The organism is Aeromonas sp. FDAARGOS 1410, from assembly GCF_019048745.1.
GTDB classification, from domain to species: domain Bacteria; phylum Pseudomonadota; class Gammaproteobacteria; order Enterobacterales; family Aeromonadaceae; genus Aeromonas; species Aeromonas jandaei.
This window is the reverse complement of the sequence record NZ_CP077401.1, coordinates 4064996-4088819: the sequence shown is the minus strand read 5'-3', so window position 1 is coordinate 4088819 and position 23824 is coordinate 4064996. Positions and strand designations below refer to the sequence as shown.

Annotated in this window: 6 protein-coding genes and 2 tRNA genes; 5 read left to right on the top strand and 3 right to left on the bottom strand. The window is 61.7% G+C overall.

The window, feature by feature from the left end:
* Window positions 1–58 precede the first annotated feature (58 nt).
* Window positions 59–18577: a retention module-containing protein gene (locus I6L40_RS18955; RefSeq protein ID WP_216994708.1), complete on the top strand. Its 18519-nt coding sequence runs from the start codon at window positions 59–61 to the stop codon at window positions 18575–18577.
* Between the two features lie 69 nt (window positions 18578–18646).
* Here I6L40_RS18955 and I6L40_RS18950 read toward each other — a convergent pair whose 3' ends face one another.
* Window positions 18647–19141 (bottom strand): hypothetical protein, encoded by a 495-nt coding sequence (locus I6L40_RS18950; protein ID WP_033114575.1) that lies wholly within the window; start codon window positions 19139–19141, stop codon window positions 18647–18649.
* A gap of 176 nt (window positions 19142–19317) precedes the next feature.
* Between I6L40_RS18950 and I6L40_RS18945 the strand changes: the two genes are divergently transcribed.
* A complete protein-coding gene (locus tag I6L40_RS18945; RefSeq protein ID WP_216994707.1) occupies window positions 19318–21282 on the top strand; it encodes an EAL domain-containing protein in 1965 nt (654 codons plus the stop codon).
* A 63-nt stretch (window positions 21283–21345) separates the two neighbouring features.
* On the opposite strand, the gene rraB is transcribed toward I6L40_RS18945, so the two are convergent.
* A complete protein-coding gene (rraB, locus tag I6L40_RS18940; RefSeq protein WP_033114697.1) occupies window positions 21346–21681 on the bottom strand; it encodes a ribonuclease E inhibitor RraB in 336 nt (111 codons plus the stop codon).
* Between the two features lie 264 nt (window positions 21682–21945).
* Between rraB and I6L40_RS18935 the strand changes: the two genes are divergently transcribed.
* Together I6L40_RS18935 and I6L40_RS18930 are read left to right on the top strand one after the other, a co-directional pair.
* A tRNA-Phe gene (locus tag I6L40_RS18935) sits at window positions 21946–22021 on the top strand.
* Between the two features lie 4 nt (window positions 22022–22025).
* Window positions 22026–22101: transfer RNA gene (locus I6L40_RS18930), tRNA-Asn, on the top strand.
* A 40-nt stretch (window positions 22102–22141) separates the two neighbouring features.
* On the opposite strand, the gene I6L40_RS21130 is transcribed toward I6L40_RS18930, so the two are convergent.
* A complete protein-coding gene (locus I6L40_RS21130) occupies window positions 22142–22276 on the bottom strand; it encodes a hypothetical protein (protein ID WP_255939454.1) in 135 nt (44 codons plus the stop codon).
* Between the two features lie 263 nt (window positions 22277–22539).
* On the opposite strand from I6L40_RS21130, the gene I6L40_RS18925 reads away from it, so the two are divergent.
* Window positions 22540–23814, top strand: a complete 1275-nt coding sequence (locus I6L40_RS18925; protein ID WP_216994706.1) for an alpha/beta fold hydrolase — start codon at window positions 22540–22542, stop codon at window positions 23812–23814.
* Window positions 23815–23824: the final 10 nt, after the last annotated feature.

Below are 23824 nucleotides of genomic sequence, written 5' to 3'. Positions count from 1 at the left end.
GCCTGTGTGCAAAGTAGGCTGTGGCTTTTTGCATGCAAATCAGGATTCAGGAGAGAACATGATTACCAATGCCATTACCTTGGAACAGGGCGTAACCGTAACCCAACTCAAAGGAAAGATTTACCTGCTTGCCGCAGACGGCAGCCGGAAGCTGTTGGTTGAAGGGGATGTACTGCCAAAAGGGGCTGTGATTGTCTCTCCCGATGGTGGCAGCTTTATGGGCGGCAACCAGTCGTTCAATGTGCAGCCGGCCGGTCAGCCGAGCGAGTCGGCCGAAGAGGGAGATGCACCCCAGCTGGCACAAAACGGTGCACCCGGCACTCTGAGCGATATCAATGCACTGCAACAAGCCATTTTGGGTGGCGCTGACCCGACCAAGACTTTTGAAGCCTCTGCCGCGGGTGGCGCACCTGCCGCTGGCGGTGGCGGCGTCGGCGGTGTTGCTGGTGCCAGCGGCAACGGCGGCTTTGTCACCATCGACCGCGTAGGTGATGCCACCATCTCCCAGGCCGGGTTTGATACGACCTACAATAACGGCACCGCGCCGACGCTGGATGCGACAGGCATTGCAGATCAGCCTTTCATCTCCGCCAATCTGACCCTCTCTGCGCAGCCTCAAGTAAATGAAGGCGGTTCCATCACCTTTACTGCCTCTGTTGATGTACCTGTTTTTGGCACCGATCTGGTCATTACTCTCTCAAATGGTGCTGTCATTACCATTCCTGCTGGCCAAACTATCGGTTCCGTTACTGTGGCTGTGCCTGCCGACAGCCCCTATGTCGACCCGTCCACGATCACTGTTTCGATCACTGGTACTCAGGGCGGTGGTTTCAACCAGATCATTACCGGTCCTTCAACGACCACCCAGATTAACGACACCATCGATACCACCACAGTGACCCTGGGTGCTCCGGCGCAGGTCAACGAAGGGGGCCAGATCACCTACAGTGCCAGCGTCAACAACGCCCCGCAGAGTGACCTGGTGCTGACCCTGTCCAACGGCGCCAGCATCACCATCAAGGCGGGCGAGTTGAGCGGCAGCGTGACGGTCGATGCCCCGAGTGACGACGTTTACAAAGATGGCAGCAGCCTGACGGTGGGCATTACCGGCAGCAGCGGTGGCAACTACGAGCAGCTGGACACCAGCAGCAAGGTGATCACTGTGGTGGCTGACACAGTGGACACCACCACCGTGACCCTGAGCTCGGCCACCAACGGCCAGACCATGACCGAGGGCGGCAGCATTGTCTACACCGCCAGCGTCAGTAACCCGGTGACCGGCAGCCCGCTGACCGTGACCCTCTCCAACGGGGTGGTGATCACCATTCCGGTGGGCGCCAGCAGTGCCAACAGCGAGCCGGTACCGGTTCGTGGAGATGACATTTATCAGCAAGGTGAAGAGTCACTGAGAGTCACTATCGACAAGACCAGTGGTGGCAATTACGAGAATGTGGTTAGCACTGGCACCATCACCAATACAGTGGTGGATGATCAGGATGCCCCGACCCTGACCCTGACCGGCGATGCCAATGTGGTCGAGGGGGGCAAGGCGAGCTACACCCTGAGCATCAGCGATGCACCGAAAACCGATCTGACCGTCAAGGTGGTGGTGGGCCATCTCACCACCGACGAGGGGGATGTCCAGGCGCTGACCCGCGATGTGGTCATCAAGGCGGGCACCACCTCGGTGAGCTTCGACGTGGCGACCGAGGATGACGTCTATGCCGAGCCGGCCGAGCAGTTCAAGGTGAGCGTGAGCGGCACCAGCGGCGGTGGCTACGAGAAGGCGCCGGCGCTGCCGGGTGCGGTGACCACCACCATCACTGACGAGGATGGCAGCACTGACCAGCCGAAGGATGCCCCGACCCTGACCCTGACCGGCGATGCCAATGTGGTCGAGGGGGGCAAGGCGAGCTACACCCTGAGCATCAGCGATGCACCGAAAACCGATCTGACTGTCAAGGTGGTGGTGGGCCATCTCACCACCGACGAGGGGGATGTCCAGGCGGTGACCCGCGATGTGGTCATCAAGGCGGGCACCACCTCGGTGAGCTTCGACGTAGCGACCAAGGATGACGTCTATGCCGAGCCGGCCGAGCAGTTCAAGGTGAGCGTGAGCGGCACCAGCGGCGGTGGCTACGAGAAGGCGCCGGCGCTGCCGGGTGCGGTGACCACCACCATCACTGACGAGGATGGCAGCACTGACCAGCCGAAGGATGCCCCGACCCTGACCCTGACCGGCGATGCCAATGTGGTCGAGGGGGGCAAGGCGAGCTACACCCTGAGCATCAGCGATGCACCGAAAACCGATCTGACTGTCAAGGTGGTGGTGGGCCATCTCACCACCGACGAGGGGGATGTCCAGGCGCTGACCCGCGATGTGGTCATCAAGGCGGGCACCACCTCGGTGAGCTTCGACGTGGCGACCAAGGATGACGTCTATGCCGAGCCGGCCGAGCAGTTCAAGGTGAGCGTGAGCGGCACCAGCGGCGGTGGCTACGAGAAGGCGCCGGCGCTGCCGGGTGCGGTGACCACCACCATCACTGACGAGGATGGCAGCACTGACCAGCCGAAGGATGCCCCGACCCTGACCCTGACCGGCGATGCCAATGTGGTCGAGGGGGGCAAGGCGAGCTACACCCTGAGCATCAGCGATGCACCGAAAACCGATCTGACCGTCAAGGTGGTGGTGGGCCATCTCACCACCGACGAGGGGGATGTCCAGGCGCTGACCCGCGATGTGGTCATCAAGGCGGGCACCACCTCGGTGAGCTTCGACGTGGCGACCGAGGATGACGTCTATGCCGAGCCGGCCGAGCAGTTCAAGGTGAGCGTGAGCGGCACCAGCGGCGGTGGCTACGAGAAGGCGCCGGCGCTGCCGGGTGCGGTGACCACCACCATCACTGACGAGGATGGCAGCACTGACCAGCCGAAGGATGCCCCGACCCTGACCCTGACCGGCGATGCCAATGTGGTCGAGGGGGGCAAGGCGAGCTACACCCTGAGCATCAGCGATGCACCGAAAACCGATCTGACCGTCAAGGTGGTGGTGGGCCATCTCACCACCGACGAGGGGGATGTCCAGGCGCTGACCCGCGATGTGGTCATCAAGGCGGGCACCACCTCGGTGAGCTTCGACGTGGCGACCAAGGATGACGTCTATGCCGAGCCGGCCGAGCAGTTCAAGGTGAGCGTGAGCGGCACCAGCGGCGGTGGCTACGAGAAGGCGCCGGCGCTGCCGGGGGCGGTGACCACCACCATCACTGACGAGGATGGCAGCACTGACCAGCCGAAGGATGCCCCGACCCTGACCCTGACCGGCGATGCCAATGTGGTCGAGGGGGGCAAGGCGAGCTACACCCTGAGCATCAGCGATGCACCGAAAACCGATCTGACCGTCAAGGTGGTGGTGGGCCATCTCACCACCGACGAGGGGGATGTCCAGGCGGTGACCCGCGATGTGGTCATCAAGGCGGGCACCACCTCGGTGAGCTTCGACGTGGCGACCAAGGATGACGTCTATGCCGAGCCGGCCGAGCAGTTCAAGGTGAGCGTGAGCGGCACCAGCGGCGGTGGCTACGAGAAGGCGCCGGCGCTGCCGGGTGCGGTGACCACCACCATCACTGACGAGGATGGCAGCACTGACCAGCCGAAGGATGCCCCGACCCTGACCCTGACCGGCGATGCCAATGTGGTCGAGGGGGGCAAGGCGAGCTACACCCTGAGCATCAGCGATGCACCGAAAACCGATCTGACTGTCAAGGTGGTGGTGGGCCATCTCACCACCGACGAGGGGGATGTCCAGGCGCTGACCCGCGATGTGGTCATCAAGGCGGGCACCACCTCGGTGAGCTTCGACGTGGCGACCAAGGATGACGTCTATGCCGAGCCGGCCGAGCAGTTCAAGGTGAGCGTGAGCGGCACCAGCGGCGGTGGCTACGAGAAGGCGCCGGCGCTGCCGGGTGCGGTGACCACCACCATCACTGACGAGGATGGCAGCACTGACCAGCCGAAGGATGCCCCGACCCTGACCCTGACCGGCGATGCCAATGTGGTCGAGGGGGGCAAGGCGAGCTACACCCTGAGCATCAGCGATGCACCGAAAACCGATCTGACCGTCAAGGTGGTGGTGGGCCATCTCACCACCGACGAGGGGGATGTCCAGGCGCTGACCCGCGATGTGGTCATCAAGGCGGGCACCACCTCGGTGAGCTTCGACGTGGCGACCAAGGATGACGTCTATGCCGAGCCGGCCGAGCAGTTCAAGGTGAGCGTGAGCGGCACCAGCGGCGGTGGCTACGAGAAGGCGCCGGCGCTGCCGGGTGCGGTGACCACCACCATCACTGACGAGGATGGCAGCACTGACCAGCCGAAGGATGCCCCGACCCTGACCCTGACCGGCGATGCCAATGTGGTCGAGGGGGGCAAGGCGAGCTACACCCTGAGCATCAGCGATGCACCGAAAACCGATCTGACCGTCAAGGTGGTGGTGGGCCATCTCACCACCGACGAGGGGGATGTCCAGGCGCTGACCCGCGATGTGGTCATCAAGGCGGGCACCACCTCGGTGAGCTTCGACGTGGCGACCGAGGATGACGTCTATGCCGAGCCGGCCGAGCAGTTCAAGGTGAGCGTGAGCGGCACCAGCGGCGGTGGCTACGAGAAGGCGCCGGCGCTGCCGGGGGCGGTGACCACCACCATCACTGACGAGGATGGCAGCACTGACCAGCCGAAGGATGCCCCGACCCTGACCCTGACCGGCGATGCCAATGTGGTCGAGGGGGGCAAGGCGAGCTACACCCTGAGCATCAGCGATGCACCGAAAACCGATCTGACTGTCAAGGTGGTGGTGGGCCATCTCACCACCGACGAGGGGGATGTCCAGGCGGTGACCCGCGATGTGGTCATCAAGGCGGGCACCACCTCGGTGAGCTTCGACGTGGCGACCAAGGATGACGTCTATGCCGAGCCGGCCGAGCAGTTCAAGGTGAGCGTGAGCGGCACCAGCGGCGGTGGCTACGAGAAGGCGCCGGCGCTGCCGGGTGCGGTGACCACCACCATCACTGACGAGGATGGCAGCACTGACCAGCCGAAGGATGCCCCGACCCTGACCCTGACCGGCGATGCCAATGTGGTCGAGGGGGGCAAGGCGAGCTACACCCTGAGCATCAGCGATGCACCGAAAACCGATCTGACCGTCAAGGTGGTGGTGGGCCATCTCACCACCGACGAGGGGGATGTCCAGGCGGTGACCCGCGATGTGGTCATCAAGGCGGGCACCACCTCGGTGAGCTTCGACGTGGCGACCAAGGATGACGTCTATGCCGAGCCGGCCGAGCAGTTCAAGGTGAGCGTGAGCGGCACCAGCGGCGGTGGCTACGAGAAGGCGCCGGCGCTGCCGGGTGCGGTGACCACCACCATCACTGACGAGGATGGCAGCACTGACCAGCCGAAGGATGCCCCGACCCTGACCCTGACCGGCGATGCCAATGTGGTCGAGGGGGGCAAGGCGAGCTACACCCTGAGCATCAGCGATGCACCGAAAACCGATCTGACTGTCAAGGTGGTGGTGGGCCATCTCACCACCGACGAGGGGGATGTCCAGGCGGTGACCCGCGATGTGGTCATCAAGGCGGGCACCACCTCGGTGAGCTTCGACGTGGCGACCAAGGATGACGTCTATGCCGAGCCGGCCGAGCAGTTCAAGGTGAGCGTGAGCGGCACCAGCGGCGGTGGCTACGAGAAGGCGCCGGCGCTGCCGGGTGCGGTGACCACCACCATCACTGACGAGGATGGCAGCACTGACCAGCCGAAGGATGCCCCGACCCTGACCCTGACCGGCGATGCCAATGTGGTCGAGGGGGGCAAGGCGAGCTACACCCTGAGCATCAGCGATGCACCGAAAACCGATCTGACCGTCAAGGTGGTGGTGGGCCATCTCACCACCGACGAGGGGGATGTCCAGGCGGTGACCCGCGATGTGGTCATCAAGGCGGGCACCACCTCGGTGAGCTTCGACGTGGCGACCAAGGATGACGTCTATGCCGAGCCGGCCGAGCAGTTCAAGGTGAGCGTGAGCGGCACCAGCGGCGGTGGCTACGAGAAGGCGCCGGCGCTGCCGGGGGCGGTGACCACCACCATCACTGACGAGGATGGCAGCACTGACCAGCCGAAGGATGCCCCGACCCTGACCCTGACCGGCGATGCCAATGTGGTCGAGGGGGGCAAGGCGAGCTACACCCTGAGCATCAGCGATGCACCGAAAACCGATCTGACCGTCAAGGTGGTGGTGGGCCATCTCACCACCGACGAGGGGGATGTCCAGGCGGTGACCCGCGATGTGGTCATCAAGGCGGGCACCACCTCGGTGAGCTTCGACGTGGCGACCAAGGATGACGTCTATGCCGAGCCGGCCGAGCAGTTCAAGGTGAGCGTGAGCGGCACCAGCGGCGGTGGCTACGAGAAGGCGCCGGCGCTGCCGGGTGCGGTGACCACCACCATCACTGACGAGGATGGCAGCACTGACCAGCCGAAGGATGCCCCGACCCTGACCCTGACCGGCGATGCCAATGTGGTCGAGGGGGGCAAGGCGAGCTACACCCTGAGCATCAGCGATGCACCGAAAACCGATCTGACCGTCAAGGTGGTGGTGGGCCATCTCACCACCGACGAGGGGGATGTCCAGGCGGTGACCCGCGATGTGGTCATCAAGGCGGGCACCACCTCGGTGAGCTTCGACGTGGCGACCAAGGATGACGTCTATGCCGAGCCGGCCGAGCAGTTCAAGGTGAGCGTGAGCGGCACCAGCGGCGGTGGCTACGAGAAGGCGCCGGCGCTGCCGGGGGCGGTGACCACCACCATCACTGACGAGGATGGCAGCACTGACCAGCCGAAGGATGCCCCGACCCTGACCCTGACCGGCGATGCCAATGTGGTCGAGGGGGGCAAGGCGAGCTACACCCTGAGCATCAGCGATGCACCGAAAACCGATCTGACCGTCAAGGTGGTGGTGGGCCATCTCACCACCGACGAGGGGGATGTCCAGGCGGTGACCCGCGATGTGGTCATCAAGGCGGGCACCACCTCGGTGAGCTTCGACGTGGCGACCAAGGATGACGTCTATGCCGAGCCGGCCGAGCAGTTCAAGGTGAGCGTGAGCGGCACCAGCGGCGGTGGCTACGAGAAGGCGCCGGCGCTGCCGGGTGCGGTGACCACCACCATCACTGACGAGGATGGCAGCACTGACCAGCCGAAGGATGCCCCGACCCTGACCCTGACCGGCGATGCCAATGTGGTCGAGGGGGGCAAGGCGAGCTACACCCTGAGCATCAGCGATGCACCGAAAACCGATCTGACTGTCAAGGTGGTGGTGGGCCATCTCACCACCGACGAGGGGGATGTCCAGGCGCTGACCCGCGATGTGGTCATCAAGGCGGGCACCACCTCGGTGAGCTTCGACGTGGCGACCAAGGATGACGTCTATGCCGAGCCGGCCGAGCAGTTCAAGGTGAGCGTGAGCGGCACCAGCGGCGGTGGCTACGAGAAGGCGCCGGCGCTGCCGGGTGCGGTGACCACCACCATCACTGACGAGGATGGCAGCACTGACCAGCCGAAGGATGCCCCGACCCTGACCCTGACCGGCGATGCCAATGTGGTCGAGGGGGGCAAGGCGAGCTACACCCTGAGCATCAGCGATGCACCGAAAACCGATCTGACCGTCAAGGTGGTGGTGGGCCATCTCACCACCGACGAGGGGGATGTCCAGGCGCTGACCCGCGATGTGGTCATCAAGGCGGGCACCACCTCGGTGAGCTTCGACGTGGCGACCAAGGATGACGTCTATGCCGAGCCGGCCGAGCAGTTCAAGGTGAGCGTGAGCGGCACCAGCGGCGGTGGCTACGAGAAGGCGCCGGCGCTGCCGGGGGCGGTGACCACCACCATCACTGACGAGGATGGCAGCACTGACCAGCCGAAGGATGCCCCGACCCTGACCCTGACCGGCGATGCCAATGTGGTCGAGGGGGGCAAGGCGAGCTACACCCTGAGCATCAGCGATGCACCGAAAACCGATCTGACCGTCAAGGTGGTGGTGGGCCATCTCACCACCGACGAGGGGGATGTCCAGGCGCTGACCCGCGATGTGGTCATCAAGGCGGGCACCACCTCGGTGAGCTTCGACGTGGCGACCGAGGATGACGTCTATGCCGAGCCGGCCGAGCAGTTCAAGGTGAGCGTGAGCGGCACCAGCGGCGGTGGCTACGAGAAGGCGCCGGCGCTGCCGGGTGCGGTGACCACCACCATCACTGACGAGGATGGCAGCACTGACCAGCCGAAGGATGCCCCGACCCTGACCCTGACCGGCGATGCCAATGTGGTCGAGGGGGGCAAGGCGAGCTACACCCTGAGCATCAGCGATGCACCGAAAACCGATCTGACTGTCAAGGTGGTGGTGGGCCATCTCACCACCGACGAGGGGGATGTCCAGGCGGTGACCCGCGATGTGGTCATCAAGGCGGGCACCACCTCGGTGAGCTTCGACGTGGCGACCAAGGATGACGTCTATGCCGAGCCGGCCGAGCAGTTCAAGGTGAGCGTGAGCGGCACCAGCGGCGGTGGCTACGAGAAGGCGCCGGCGCTGCCGGGTGCGGTGACCACCACCATCACTGACGAGGATGGCAGCACTGACCAGCCGAAGGATGCCCCGACCCTGACCCTGACCGGCGATGTCAATGTGGTCGAGGGGGGCAAGGCGAGCTACACCCTGAGCATCAGCGATGCACCGAAAACCGATCTGACCGTCAAGGTGGTGGTGGGCCATCTCACCACCGACGAGGGGGATGTCCAGGCGGTGACCCGCGATGTGGTCATCAAGGCGGGCACCACCTCGGTGAGCTTCGACGTGGCGACCAAGGATGACGTCTATGCCGAGCCGGCCGAGCAGTTCAAGGTGAGCGTGAGCGGCACCAGCGGCGGTGGCTACGAGAAGGCGCCGGCGCTGCCGGGGGCGGTGACCACCACCATCACTGACGAGGATGGCAGCACTGACCAGCCGAAGGATGCCCCGACCCTGACCCTGACCGGCGATGCCAATGTGGTCGAGGGGGGCAAGGCGAGCTACACCCTGAGCATCAGCGATGCACCGAAAACCGATCTGACCGTCAAGGTGGTGGTGGGCCATCTCACCACCGACGAGGGGGATGTCCAGGCGCTGACCCGCGATGTGGTCATCAAGGCGGGCACCACCTCGGTGAGCTTCGACGTGGCGACCGAGGATGACGTCTATGCCGAGCCGGCCGAGCAGTTCAAGGTGAGCGTGAGCGGCACCAGCGGCGGTGGCTACGAGAAGGCGCCGGCGCTGCCGGGTGCGGTGACCACCACCATCACTGACGAGGATGGCAGCACTGACCAGCCGAAGGATGCCCCGACCCTGACCCTGACCGGCGATGCCAATGTGGTCGAGGGGGGCAAGGCGAGCTACACCCTGAGCATCAGCGATGCACCGAAAACCGATCTGACCGTCAAGGTGGTGGTGGGCCATCTCACCACCGACGAGGGGGATGTCCAGGCGCTGACCCGCGATGTGGTCATCAAGGCGGGCACCACCTCGGTGAGCTTCGACGTGGCGACCGAGGATGACGTCTATGCCGAGCCGGCCGAGCAGTTCAAGGTGAGCGTGAGCGGCACCAGCGGCGGTGGCTACGAGAAGGCGCCGGCGCTGCCGGGTGCGGTGACCACCACCATCACTGACGAGGATGGCAGCACTGACCAGCCGAAGGATGCCCCGACCCTGACCCTGACCGGCGATGCCAATGTGGTCGAGGGGGGCAAGGCGAGCTACACCCTGAGCATCAGCGATGCACCGAAAACCGATCTGACCGTCAAGGTGGTGGTGGGCCATCTCACCACCGACGAGGGGGATGTCCAGGCGGTGACCCGCGATGTGGTCATCAAGGCGGGCACCACCTCGGTGAGCTTCGACGTGGCGACCAAGGATGACGTCTATGCCGAGCCGGCCGAGCAGTTCAAGGTGAGCGTGAGCGGCACCAGCGGCGGTGGCTACGAGAAGGCGCCGGCGCTGCCGGGTGCGGTGACCACCACCATCACTGACGAGGATGGCAGCACTGACCAGCCGAAGGATGCCCCGACCCTGACCCTGACCGGCGATGCCAATGTGGTCGAGGGGGGCAAGGCGAGCTACACCCTGAGCATCAGCGATGCACCGAAAACCGATCTGACCGTCAAGGTGGTGGTGGGCCATCTCACCACCGACGAGGGGGATGTCCAGGCGGTGACCCGCGATGTGGTCATCAAGGCGGGCACCACCTCGGTGAGCTTCGACGTGGCGACCAAGGATGACGTCTATGCCGAGCCGGCCGAGCAGTTCAAGGTGAGCGTGAGCGGCACCAGCGGCGGTGGCTACGAGAAGGCGCCGGCGCTGCCGGGGGCGGTGACCACCACCATCACTGACGAGGATGGCAGCACTGACCAGCCGAAGGATGCCCCGACCCTGACCCTGACCGGCGATGCCAATGTGGTCGAGGGGGGCAAGGCGAGCTACACCCTGAGCATCAGCGATGCACCGAAAACCGATCTGACCGTCAAGGTGGTGGTGGGCCATCTCACCACCGACGAGGGGGATGTCCAGGCGGTGACCCGCGATGTGGTCATCAAGGCGGGCACCACCTCGGTGAGCTTCGACGTGGCGACCAAGGATGACGTCTATGCCGAGCCGGCCGAGCAGTTCAAGGTGAGCGTGAGCGGCACCAGCGGCGGTGGCTACGAGAAGGCGCCGGCGCTGCCGGGTGCGGTGACCACCACCATCACTGACGAGGATGGCAGCACTGACCAGCCGAAGGATGCCCCGACCCTGACCCTGACCGGCGATGCCAATGTGGTCGAGGGGGGCAAGGCGAGCTACACCCTGAGCATCAGCGATGCACCGAAAACCGATCTGACCGTCAAGGTGGTGGTGGGCCATCTCACCACCGACGAGGGGGATGTCCAGGCGCTGACCCGCGATGTGGTCATCAAGGCGGGCACCACCTCGGTGAGCTTCGACGTGGCGACCAAGGATGACGTCTATGCCGAGCCGGCCGAGCAGTTCAAGGTGAGCGTGAGCGGCACCAGCGGCGGTGGCTACGAGAAGGCGCCGGCGCTGCCGGGTGCGGTGACCACCACCATCACTGACGAGGATGGCAGCACTGACCAGCCGAAGGATGCCCCGACCCTGACCCTGACCGGCGATGCCAATGTGGTCGAGGGGGGCAAGGCGAGCTACACCCTGAGCATCAGCGATGCACCGAAAACCGATCTGACCGTCAAGGTGGTGGTGGGCCATCTCACCACCGACGAGGGGGATGTCCAGGCGCTGACCCGCGATGTGGTCATCAAGGCGGGCACCACCTCGGTGAGCTTCGACGTGGCGACCAAGGATGACGTCTATGCCGAGCCGGCCGAGCAGTTCAAGGTGAGCGTGAGCGGCACCAGCGGCGGTGGCTACGAGAAGGCGCCGGCGCTGCCGGGTGCGGTGACCACCACCATCACTGACGAGGATGGCAGCACTGACCAGCCGAAGGATGCCCCGACCCTGACCCTGACCGGCGATGCCAATGTGGTCGAGGGGGGCAAGGCGAGCTACACCCTGAGCATCAGCGATGCACCGAAAACCGATCTGACCGTCAAGGTGGTGGTGGGCCATCTCACCACCGACGAGGGGGATGTCCAGGCGCTGACCCGCGATGTGGTCATCAAGGCGGGCACCACCTCGGTGAGCTTCGACGTGGCGACCAAGGATGACGTCTATGCCGAGCCGGCCGAGCAGTTCAAGGTGAGCGTGAGCGGCACCAGCGGCGGTGGCTACGAGAAGGCGCCGGCGCTGCCGGGGGCGGTGACCACCACCATCACTGACGAGGATGGCAGCACTGACCAGCCGAAGGATGCCCCGACCCTGACCCTGACCGGCGATGCCAATGTGGTCGAGGGGGGCAAGGCGAGCTACACCCTGAGCATCAGCGATGCACCGAAAACCGATCTGACTGTCAAGGTGGTGGTGGGCCATCTCACCACCGACGAGGGGGATGTCCAGGCGGTGACCCGCGATGTGGTCATCAAGGCGGGCACCACCTCGGTGAGCTTCGACGTGGCGACCAAGGATGACGTCTATGCCGAGCCGGCCGAGCAGTTCAAGGTGAGCGTGAGCGGCACCAGCGGCGGTGGCTACGAGAAGGCGCCGGCGCTGCCGGGTGCGGTGACCACCACCATCACTGACGAGGATGGCAGCACTGACCAGCCGAAGGATGCCCCGACCCTGACCCTGACCGGCGATGCCAATGTGGTCGAGGGGGGCAAGGCGAGCTACACCCTGAGCATCAGCGATGCACCGAAAACCGATCTGACCGTCAAGGTGGTGGTGGGCCATCTCACCACCGACGAGGGGGATGTCCAGGCGGTGACCCGCGATGTGGTCATCAAGGCGGGCACCACCTCGGTGAGCTTCGACGTGGCGACCAAGGATGACGTCTATGCCGAGCCGGCCGAGCAGTTCAAGGTGAGCGTGAGCGGCACCAGCGGCGGTGGCTACGAGAAGGCGCCGGCGCTGCCGGGTGCGGTGACCACCACCATCACTGACGAGGATGGCAGCACTGACCAGCCGAAGGATGCCCCGACCCTGACCCTGACCGGCGATGCCAATGTGGTCGAGGGGGGCAAGGCGAGCTACACCCTGAGCATCAGCGATGCACCGAAAACCGATCTGACTGTCAAGGTGGTGGTGGGCCATCTCACCACCGACGAGGGGGATGTCCAGGCGGTGACCCGCGATGTGGTCATCAAGGCGGGCACCACCTCGGTGAGCTTCGACGTGGCGACCAAGGATGACGTCTATGCCGAGCCGGCCGAGCAGTTCAAGGTGAGCGTGAGCGGCACCAGCGGCGGTGGCTACGAGAAGGCGCCGGCGCTGCCGGGTGCGGTGACCACCACCATCACTGACGAGGATGGCAGCACTGACCAGCCGAAGGATGCCCCGACCCTGACCCTGACCGGCGATGCCAATGTGGTCGAGGGGGGCAAGGCGAGCTACACCCTGAGCATCAGCGATGCACCGAAAACCGATCTGACCGTCAAGGTGGTGGTGGGCCATCTCACCACCGACGAGGGGGATGTCCAGGCGGTGACCCGCGATGTGGTCATCAAGGCGGGCACCACCTCGGTGAGCTTCGACGTGGCGACCAAGGATGACGTCTATGCCGAGCCGGCCGAGCAGTTCAAGGTGAGCGTGAGCGGCACCAGCGGCGGTGGCTACGAGAAGGCGCCGGCGCTGCCGGGTGCGGTGACCACCACCATCACTGACGAGGATGGCAGCACTGACCAGCCGAAGGATGCCCCGACCCTGACCCTGACCGGCGATGCCAATGTGGTCGAGGGGGGCAAGGCGAGCTACACCCTGAGCATCAGCGATGCACCGAAAACCGATCTGACCGTCAAGGTGGTGGTGGGCCATCTCACCACCGACGAGGGGGATGTCCAGGCGCTGACCCGCGATGTGGTCATCAAGGCGGGCACCACCTCGGTGAGCTTCGACGTGGCGACCAAGGATGACGTCTATGCCGAGCCGGCCGAGCAGTTCAAGGTGAGCGTGAGCGGCACCAGCGGCGGTGGCTACGAGAAGGCGCCGGCGCTGCCGGGTGCGGTGACCACCACCATCACTGACGAGGATGGCAGCACTGACCAGCCGAAGGATGCCCCGACCCTGACCCTGACCGGCGATGCCAATGTGGTCGAGGGGGGCAAGGCGAGCTACACCCTGAGCATCAGCGATGCACCGAAAACCGATCTGACCGTCAAGGTGGTGGTGGGCCATCTCACCACCGACGAGGGGGATGTCCAGGCGGTGACCCGCGATGTGGTCATCAAGGCGGGCACCACCTCGGTGAGCTTCGACGTGGCGACCAAGGATGACGTCTATGCCGAGCCGGCCGAGCAGTTCAAGGTGAGCGTGAGCGGCACCAGCGGCGGTGGCTACGAGAAGGCGCCGGCGCTGCCGGGTGCGGTGACCACCACCATCACCGACGAGACGCTACCGGGAGCGGAAGACACCGTGTATGCCCAGATCGAGGTGGATCAATTCAGGGTGCTGGAAGGTGGCGCGCTCAAATACACCGTGAGCCTGGTGGACAAGGACGGCAATGCCGTGACACTGCCGGCAGGCAAACTGGTGACCCTGAATTTGGCATGGAGCGGGGCGGCGGCCAATGATGGCGACACCAGCGGTCGTCCGGCCAGCGTGACCATCGGTGCAAACGGCAAAGCCGAATTTACTGTTACTACAGTAAACGACACCATTTATGAGATAGATGAAAAGCTTGCTGTCACTATCAGTGGTGTGAAGATCAATTCAGCATTTGAAGCTATTTCGATAGTAAATGGAAAAGGTAGTGCTGAGACCGTCATTGTGGACAACGATGCTCCCCCTACCGTGGTGATCAATAAACCTGCGGTGGTGTCCGAAGAGGGGCTGGTCAACGGGTTGCCTGATAACGCAGGTAATACAGATTCCACCAATGCGACCGTCGCCAGCGGCACTATTACCGTGGGGGATGTCGATAGCAGTAGCTTGACGGTCAGCCTCTCTGGTCCATCCGGACTCAAGTCCGGCGGTCTGGATGTGAAGTGGAACTGGGATGTATCAGGCAAAGTGTTGACCGGGTATACCGGTACCTTGGGTGGTGCGGACTATAAGGCGGTGCTTGATGTCAAACTGACTGCGCCTGCAGGAAGTACCAAAGGAGATTGGGGATATGACGTTACTCTGAAAGGAGCACTCGATCATCCGGTGACTGGTGCCGAGGACACGCTGAGTTTCAACGTCGGAGTTTCTGTTTCTGATGGACAGAGCACTACGGTCGGTTCGCTGCCTATTACTGTTGAGGATGACGCGCCAATCGCTGGGGACATGACGGCCGTCTCTCTGGTGAAAACCAGCATCCCGGATGTGTTGACCGGCAAGTTCAGCCTGACCGGGTATGTCGGGGATAGCGGCAGCATTGATGCGGGCAAATTCACTATCACAGCACGGGGGTTCGAGTCTTCGACTTCCTCTAGGCTCGTTGATGCCAAGGTCAATGCCTCCGTTGACGGGCTAGGCGTCAAGAGCACGAGCGCGCCTTATCACAACATTGATAATGAGATCGATTTCCGCAAATTTGCGGATGGTTCGAGTGTATCCGAGGAGTTGGTGATCAAGCTGGATGCGGGCACTGTGGCATATGGTGCCAAGATTGAGTTCAGCAAGATCTATGGTGGAGAACTCGAGAGCGGTGTGGTCGAGTTCTGGCGCGACGGTAAACTGGTTGCAACACAGACATTCAGCTCGAATGCTGCCAATGGTGATTATGCTGCCAACTTCCAGGTTCAGCAGGGCGGTTTTGACACCATGGTGATCAAGGCGACCGATAACGGCAAGTCGGCCAGCTGGGGTGACAACAGTGACTTTACTGTCAAGTCTATCGAGTTCCTTGGTTCCTCTACCCCGCAGGCGATTGCCTATGGTTCGGGCACGCTCGATCCGCAGTGGGGCGCTGATGGCAAAGGACGTTTCGAACTGGTCACCGGTACGGTCGAATCCGGCCTCAAGACAGTCGTCGGTCTGGCTATCGCGATCACCGCCGATGGGGCTAATACCCTGCTTGGCAAGGACAGCAATGGCAGTCTGATCTTCAAGATGGAGTTCACGCCTGCAACAGGTAAATGGGAGTTCTTCCAGTATGCCGAGATGCAGCGCCCTGCTGACGGTGACATTGACTTTGCATTCAAAGCCTACGATCGCGACGGTGATGGCTCGCAAGGCAGCTTTGCGGTCAATCCGCTGGTTCGCCCCGATGTAATGGGGGTATCGAATGCCAGTGTGACTGAAGGGGGGGCTTTGCAACATGTTGTCACCCTGAGCGGAGCGACCAATGTGGCGACCGAGTACAGCCTCTCAATTGCTGGCAGCGGTGCTCATGCTGCCAGCAGTGCTGATTGGGGAGCTTTGCAGTTTACCAACGGGGTGACCTACAACAGCACCACCGGCAAGATAACCGTGCCTGCCGGAGTATCGAGTTTCACTGTATCGCTGAATACGGTAAACGACACGTTGCCCGAGTTCACCGAAACGCTGGCGATCTCGGTGGGTGGCGTTTCCGGTACCGGCACCATAGTCGACAATGATCTCTCGGTGCGGCTCGGTGGCGGTCTGGTCGATGAGGATGGTTTGTCTGGTGGCAACGCCGGTTTGCCCGAGCCTGTCGGGGCGCCGACCAGCGGCCCGCTCTCGGTAACCCAATCGCTGCAGGTTACTGATGGCAATGGTAGCAATGTATCCGGCGTTCAGCTCAAGCTGGTCAGCATCACCGGCTTGAGCGGCATTACCGGCATTGATGGCCAACCCGTGAATGTGGTGCAGGATGGTGCGGGTCTCAAAGGTTACTTTGGAACCAACCCGGCCAATGTGGCCTTTACCGTAACGGTAGACAACAACTCGAATCCACCGAGCTATACCTTCACCCTGATCAAGCCGCTCAGCCACCTTGTGGATGGTCAAAGCAGCGTATTGAGCAGTCAGGATGAGCTGCGTCTCACGGTGAATTATGAGGTGAGCAAAGCTGGTTCCGACACTGCGAGCGGCTCTTTCGATGTCGCCGTGCGTGATGATGTGCCGGTTGCTGTGGTCGATGATGCCAAAGTTAACGTGGTTGTTGATTCATTCCAAGTTTCGGGGGTTGATGCTAACTGGGTAAATTGGAGTGGTGGTTCGTATGTCAAAGTCAGTGACTCTGATGATGTTAACCCAGGTAAAGATCAGATTCGTTGGGGTGGGGGTAGTAATCCGTCTGGCTACGGCTTCCTGGACAATGATGCGGCATTGAATGGCGCAATTCCGATCAATGAAGAGATCAAACTGGGCACATTCACTCATTACAATAACCCGATTTATAACGATGCTATCAGTGCAGCAACGATGGAGGTTACTTTCTCCGTAACTGATGCATTGGGACGGGTCACACCAATAAAACTTGTTGTGAATTTCAATCATAACGAAACCCCCAATGACAAATGGGGGAATGGTGATGACATCATCTCGATCGGTAATACGACAGCTACCTTCAACTTTGAAGGTAAGGCATACACGCTGGAGGTACTGGGTTTCCGCGATGCGGGTGGCAACGTGGTGAAGACTATTTACACCAAAGAGAATGCCAGCAACAGCTTCGATCTGATCGTCAAGTTGGTGGAAGGGTCTGGTTATCAGTTGCCACAGACCACCGGTAATGTGCTGACCAACGATCTTGCCGGTGCTGATGGTGGTCTGAGTGTCATTGGCTACGGAGTCGGCAGCAGCTCGACCACCTATACCAATGGTGCGGGTATCCAGGTAGTTGGTCTGTACGGGGTACTGACCATTTTGGCCAACGGTGCCTATACCTATCAGGTCACCAAGAATGGCAGCCAAATCCCGGCCGATGCGCGCGAGGTGTTCAGCTACAGCGTACGCGATGGTGATGGCGACACCACCAACAGTACTCTGACCATCAGCGTCAACCCGGTGGACAGCAACGGGGTACCGGTTCATCTGCCGCTGACGGTCGATGGTACCGACCTCAACGACTCTATCGTGGTGCGCAATGGCGAGAGAGCGACTAATCCTGACCGCATGGATGTTTCCTTCGGCGGTAATCTGCTGGGTGAAGTCATTACCAGTAACGGCGGCACCGACCATATACATAGCGGTACCAGCTATAACAAGGGAAGTGCCGACCAGATCGTCAGCAGCGGTGCCGGCAATGACCATATCGAAACCGGCAGCGGCAACGATGTGATCTATGCAGGCAAAACCGGGGCTGATGGGTTTGGTACTGACGATTCGTTGCAACTGACGGTCGATCAGCTCAAGGCTCACCACATCATGACAGGCAGCTTCTCTGGCACTGATGCCATGCTCGATGGCGACGGTCTGTTGCTGAGTGTTGATGTCAGTAGCCGGCAAGCGGATGTGGTCAATGGTGGTAGCGGCAATGACAAGATCTACGGGCAGTCAGGTTCCGACATCCTGTTTGGTGGTACCGGTGACGACTATATCGATGGCGGCAGTCACAACGATGCGCTGCGTGGCGGTCTGGGGAACGATATCCTGATCGGCGGGCTCGGCAACGATGTGATGCGTGGTGACGGCGGTGCAGATACTTTTGTCTGGAACAAGGGGGATACCGTATCCGGCTCTCTGACCAAGGATTACATCATGGACTTCAACAAGGGGTCAGGCAGTGTCAATCTTTCGGAAGGCGACAAGCTGGATCTGCGCGATCTGCTGGATCACGATGGTTCTCACAACCAGAACGATCTGAAGAGCCTGCTCTCGGTGTTCCAGGATAACGAAGGGGTGCACTTGCAGGTCAAGGAGAGCAGCACGGCCTCTGTTACCCAGGAGATCGTGTTGATGAACCACACCTTCGACAGTCTGACGGGCGGTTCGGCGACCACGTCCAATCAGGTGATCGATTACATGTTGAATAATCACATGCTCGATATTGATAAGCCGTAAGCACTAACGGCTACGCAATAAAAAGCGGCAGAGAAATCTGCCGCTTTTTTATTTTGAAGTGAAGAAAAATCAGTTGCCGAGGGTGGCGAACAGGCTTTGCTCCAGGGTGCCGCGGGAGACACAGACCGGCTTGATGGAGGGGGCCGGTACGCGCTCGCCTGAGGACTCAACGAAGAACAGCTCGGTGTTGCCCTTGACGTTGACGGTCGCCACGCTGCTGTTGCCGCTCTGGGTGATGATCAGGTTGATCTGCAGGTTGGGGTTACCCAGTGCTACTTTGGAGCCCATAGTACCGCAATCCAGCCACTCCAGACCGTCGGCAGAGTGCTCGACGTTGGCGGTCATCAGGCCGGAACCGCGCTGACTGTTTTCGATGTTGAGGCCGTGATCGGTGAACCACTTCTCGGCACGGGCCCATACCAGGTCAACCGGGATCGCCATCTCCTGGGTATTGTTGGTCGCCTTGGCAATCGGCGGGTTGTAGCGGTACTCTTCACCACCATTGTTGTCACCGGCACAACCGACCAGCAGCAGCGCCAGAGCGCCTCCCATAATCTTTTTCATCTTCTTTCTCTCGTCCATTTCATCCGGCCATTGGCCAACCGGCGCCTATTATCTCCGGAGCGACAATCTCTGTCAGCAAGCATCCTGCATCGAGCGTGTTATTGTGCCAGTCAGGTCGCTTTACAAAATCGGTTTGCTATCATAGATTTGCTCGAAATTCCTCCATAAGCGCCCCTGTGAACAACATGCTCACCCCGGATCTGCTGCAGCAGATCATCGACCATCTGCCAATGAGTATCTTCTGTCGGGATAAGCATGGGCGCTACCTCTTTGCCAACCGCATGTTTGCCAGCGAGGCAGGCTATATCTCGCCTGCCGAGGTGGTCGGCAAGACGAATGCGCAGATGCCGTGGGGAGACATCTTTGGCGAGGAGGACAGGCAACTGCTGGCGAAGGGGGAGCCGCTGCTTTACCAGCAGCTCCACTGCAACAGCGGCGGCAACACCAGCTGGATGGAGATCCACAAGGTGCCGCTCTATGACCAGCAGGGCGAGCCTTATGCCGTGTTTGGCGTGGTCAACGAGATTGCGCAACGAAAAAACCTCGAGCAGACGGTCAAGAACCAGCAGGTATTGCAGCGGTTTTTGCTGGATGCGATCCCCGATATTATCCGCTTCGATGACCATAACGGCGTGCTGCTGGAGTGCAATCAGGCGTTTCTCGACTTTATCGGGCAGCGAGCTGAGGAGGTGCTGGGCCACCAGATCCCCTATCGACTCTCTGCGCCGCAAGGGATGGATCAGGGAGAGTGTTGCCTGCTGGACGCCAGTGGCAAGGGGCGGCATATGGAGATCACCCGGGTGGATGTGTCCGATGGTGATGGCCACTCCCTCGGTGTGCTGACGCTGGGTCGCGATATCACGGGGCTGCGTACCACTCAGGCCCAGCTGCAGCAGGAGCAGCACTACGACAGCCTTACCGGCTTGCTCAAGCTCTCCCGCTTTTTACAGACCAGCCGCCATCTCGGTGGCCGCAATGCCACGCTGGTGCTGGTCGACCTGCACCATTTTCGCGAGATCAACGATCGCTTCGGGATTCGGATTGCCGATCGCCTGCTCAGTCAGGTAGCCAAGCGGCTGCAGCAGCTGGCGCCGCCGCGCTCGCTGCTGTGCCGGGTGGCGGCTGATGACTTCAGCCTGCTGCTGCCCGAGCTCAACGAGCCGTTGCAAGGGTGGAGCCAGCAGTTGCAGCAGCAGCTGATGGAGCACTATCAGGTGGAAGAGCACCGCATCCAGATCCCGGTTTTCCTCGGGCTGGCTCAGGGCAAGGCCAATGATGCCGAACGGCTGCTCAGCCATGCGGAGGCGGCATTGGCGCAGGGCAAACGGCAGCAGCACTACACCACCCTGTTCGATCCTGAGCTCCATGCCAAGCTCAAACGGCGTCAGCTCATTGCGGCCCAGTTGCCACTGGCCATCAAGTCGGCTCAGCTGGTTGCGGTCTATCAACCCATCATCTGCAGCAGAACGCTTCGGTTGCATGGCGCCGAGCTGCTCTGTCGCTGGCCTCATCCAGAGCTGGGGATGATCTCCCCCGACGAGTTCATCCCGCTGGCAGAAGAGATGGGGGTGATCGGCCAGCTTGGTCAGCTGATGCTGGAGCAGGGCTGTGCCCAGCTGGCGCAGTGGCAGGCGGCTTGCCCGGAGATGATGCTCTCCATCAACCTCTCACCGCTGCAATTTCGTGATCCGGCCCTGTGCGAGCTGGTACAGGGTTGTATCGTCCGCCATGGGCTCAAGGCCAGTCAGCTGGAGCTGGAGATCACCGAAGGGGTCCTGATGGAGAATGCCGACCAGATAGAGACCAACCTCGACAACCTGATCGCTGCCGGCTTCCAGCTGGCCATCGATGATTTTGGCACCGGCTACTGCTCGTTGGCCTATCTGCCGCGGCTCAAGGTCGCGACCCTCAAGCTGGATCGCAGTTTTACCCAGGGGCTTGCCAGCAACACGGCGACGACCGCTATCGTGCGTTCCGTGATCGGGCTGGGCCATGAACTGGGGATCCGCATCACGGCCGAGGGGGTGGAGACGCCGGAGCAGCAGCAGTGGCTGACCGATGCCGGTTGCGATCGTCTGCAGGGCTACCTGTTCAGCCGGCCGCTGCCGCCGCAGGAGTTCGCCGCCAGCTATCTGGGCTGACTTTGTGCCAGAAACAACAAGGCCACCTCGCGGTGGCCTTGTTGTTTGGCGATGGGGGCAGGATCAATCCTGGAAGTAGGTGCCCCAGCCATCGTAGTCCACCCCGTATTTTTCGAGGATGGGCAGCATCTTGGCGATATCGGCCACGATGGCTTCGACATTCAGTTTGCACTCGATGGTGGCATCGAAGCAGAAGATGGTGGCGCCGTCATCCAGTTCCATCTCTTCGGCATCGGTCACTTCGAAACCGGCCTTGAACAGGTCAACCGCTGCTTTTTCCAGACGGTCGAAATCCTGGCAGGCGAAGTGGTGTTCAATGTCGTAATCCGCGTCAGGGTTGCTGCCGTCGGCCAGCAGCTCGTTGACGATCTCTGTGGTCTCTTCACGCCACTCTTGCATATTCAGACTCATGTTGCCTCCAGGCGGTATCGTTGCGGCAAAGCATACTCGCACAGCGCATCCGGCTCAATGCGGCAAACCTGCAGAAGCGCTGATTTCCCGCTGTTTGGTGATGAATGGCACAGGAGAGTGGGGTGGCGAGCTAGGTTTTTGCCCCGAAACGGCCAATAACCACCCGTTACGTTCAGTTGTTGAGCGAACGAACTTTTTATCGTGCCAGCGTGGTTGACACCGTGCGCTGGAAAGGGTTTAATGCGCGCCGTTGCCCAGATAGCTCAGTCGGTAGAGCAGGGGATTGAAAATCCCCGTGTCGGCGGTTCGATTCCGTCTCTGGGCACCACAATTCCTCCTTAGTTCAGTCGGTAGAACGGCGGACTGTTAATCCGTATGTCACTGGTTCAAGTCCAGTAGGAGGAGCCAAATTCGAAAAGCCCGCTCAATCGAGCGGGCTTTTTCATTTTTAGTTGCCGTTGCACGCGGCTAAAAAGAGTGTCGCGCCACAGGTGGCACTGAACAGCAACATGCCGGTCTGCAACATGCTGCCGGGGCATGGTTTTTTCTCTCTTTTTCCGGCCCTGATCCACTTCGGTTTCATCACGTTCCCTTATCCATTTTGACGGCCTGAATCCCTGCACTCCTCTGCAGGTTCGCCATCTTTGTTGAATGAGTGCATGGCGTCAATCTCCCGGCCAGGAGAATAATTCAGCAAGCAATCTCCTCCCTGACAACGCGATTCAATCCACTTTTTTGCACCCTTTGAACCAGCCTCCACATTCGCAAAAAGCGGCATGACCCGGCTGGCGAGCAGGGCTAAGATGGGGCTGAGCCTATTCCGACCTCGACATGGAGAGAGTCAAGATGAGCAGCCCACTGCACTACGTACTGGACGGCATCCACTGCGAGCCGCACTTTTTTACCGTTCCACTCGATCACGACGATCCCGATGGCGAGAGCCTGACTCTCTTTGCCCGCACTTTGTGCCGCAAGGATCGGCTCGATGACAAGCTCCCCTGGCTGCTCTTTTTGCAGGGGGGCCCCGGTTTCGGGGCGCCGCGCCCAAGCGCCAACAGTGGTTGGATCAAGCGGGCGCTTGAGGAGTTTCGGGTGGTACTGCTCGATCAGCGGGGCACCGGCATGTCGAGCCCCATCCACAGTCATAGACTGGCCAAAATGACCCCGGCCGAGCAGGCTCACTATCTCAGCCATTTTCGCGCCGACAACATAGTGCGGGACGCCGAGTTTATCCGGCTGGAGCTGAGCCCCAACCATCGCTGGAGCCTGCTGGGTCAGAGCTTTGGCGGCTTCTGCTGCCTGACCTACCTCTCGCTTTTCCCCGACAGCCTGCGGGAGGTCTATATCACCGGTGGCATCGCGCCGATTGGCCGTAGCGCAGAGGAGGTCTACCGCGCCACCTACCAGCGGGTGGCCGACAAGAATCGCGCCTTCTTTGCCCGCTTCCCCCATGCCCAGCCCATCGCCAACCGGCTGGCCAACCATCTGCACCAGCACGATGTGCGGCTGCCCAATGGTCAGCGCCTGACGGTGGAGCAGTTCCAGCAGCAGGGGCTGGATTTGGGTGCCACGGGAGCTTTCGAGGAGCTTTACTATCTGCTGGAAGAGGCCTTTATCGGCGACAAGCTGAGCCCGGCATTTCTCTATCAGGTGCAGAGCATGCAGCCATTCAATACCAATCCGCTGTTCGCCATCCTGCACGAGGCCATCTATGCCGAAGGAGAGGCGACTCGCTGGGCCGCCGCCCGGGTCAGAGAGGAACTTCCCGAACTGAACTGGGCACCCGGCAAGGATTTTGCCTTCACTGGCGAGATGATCTTCCCCTGGATGTTCGAGCAGTTCCGCGAGTTGCTGCCCCTGAAAGAGGCTGCCCATCTTTTGGCCAACAAGGCGGATTGGGGGCCGCTCTATGACCCGGCCCAGCTGGCCCGCAACAAGGTGCCGGTGGCCTGCGCCGTCTATGCCGAGGATATGTACGTGGAGTTTGACTACAGTCGCGAGACCCTGCGGGGTCTGGGTAGCAGCCGCGCCTGGATCACCAACGAGTATGAGCACAACGGCTTGCGGGCTGATGGTGAGGTGGTGCTCGACAAACTCATCGCCCTGAACCGGGATCGCTGAGGCGGATAGA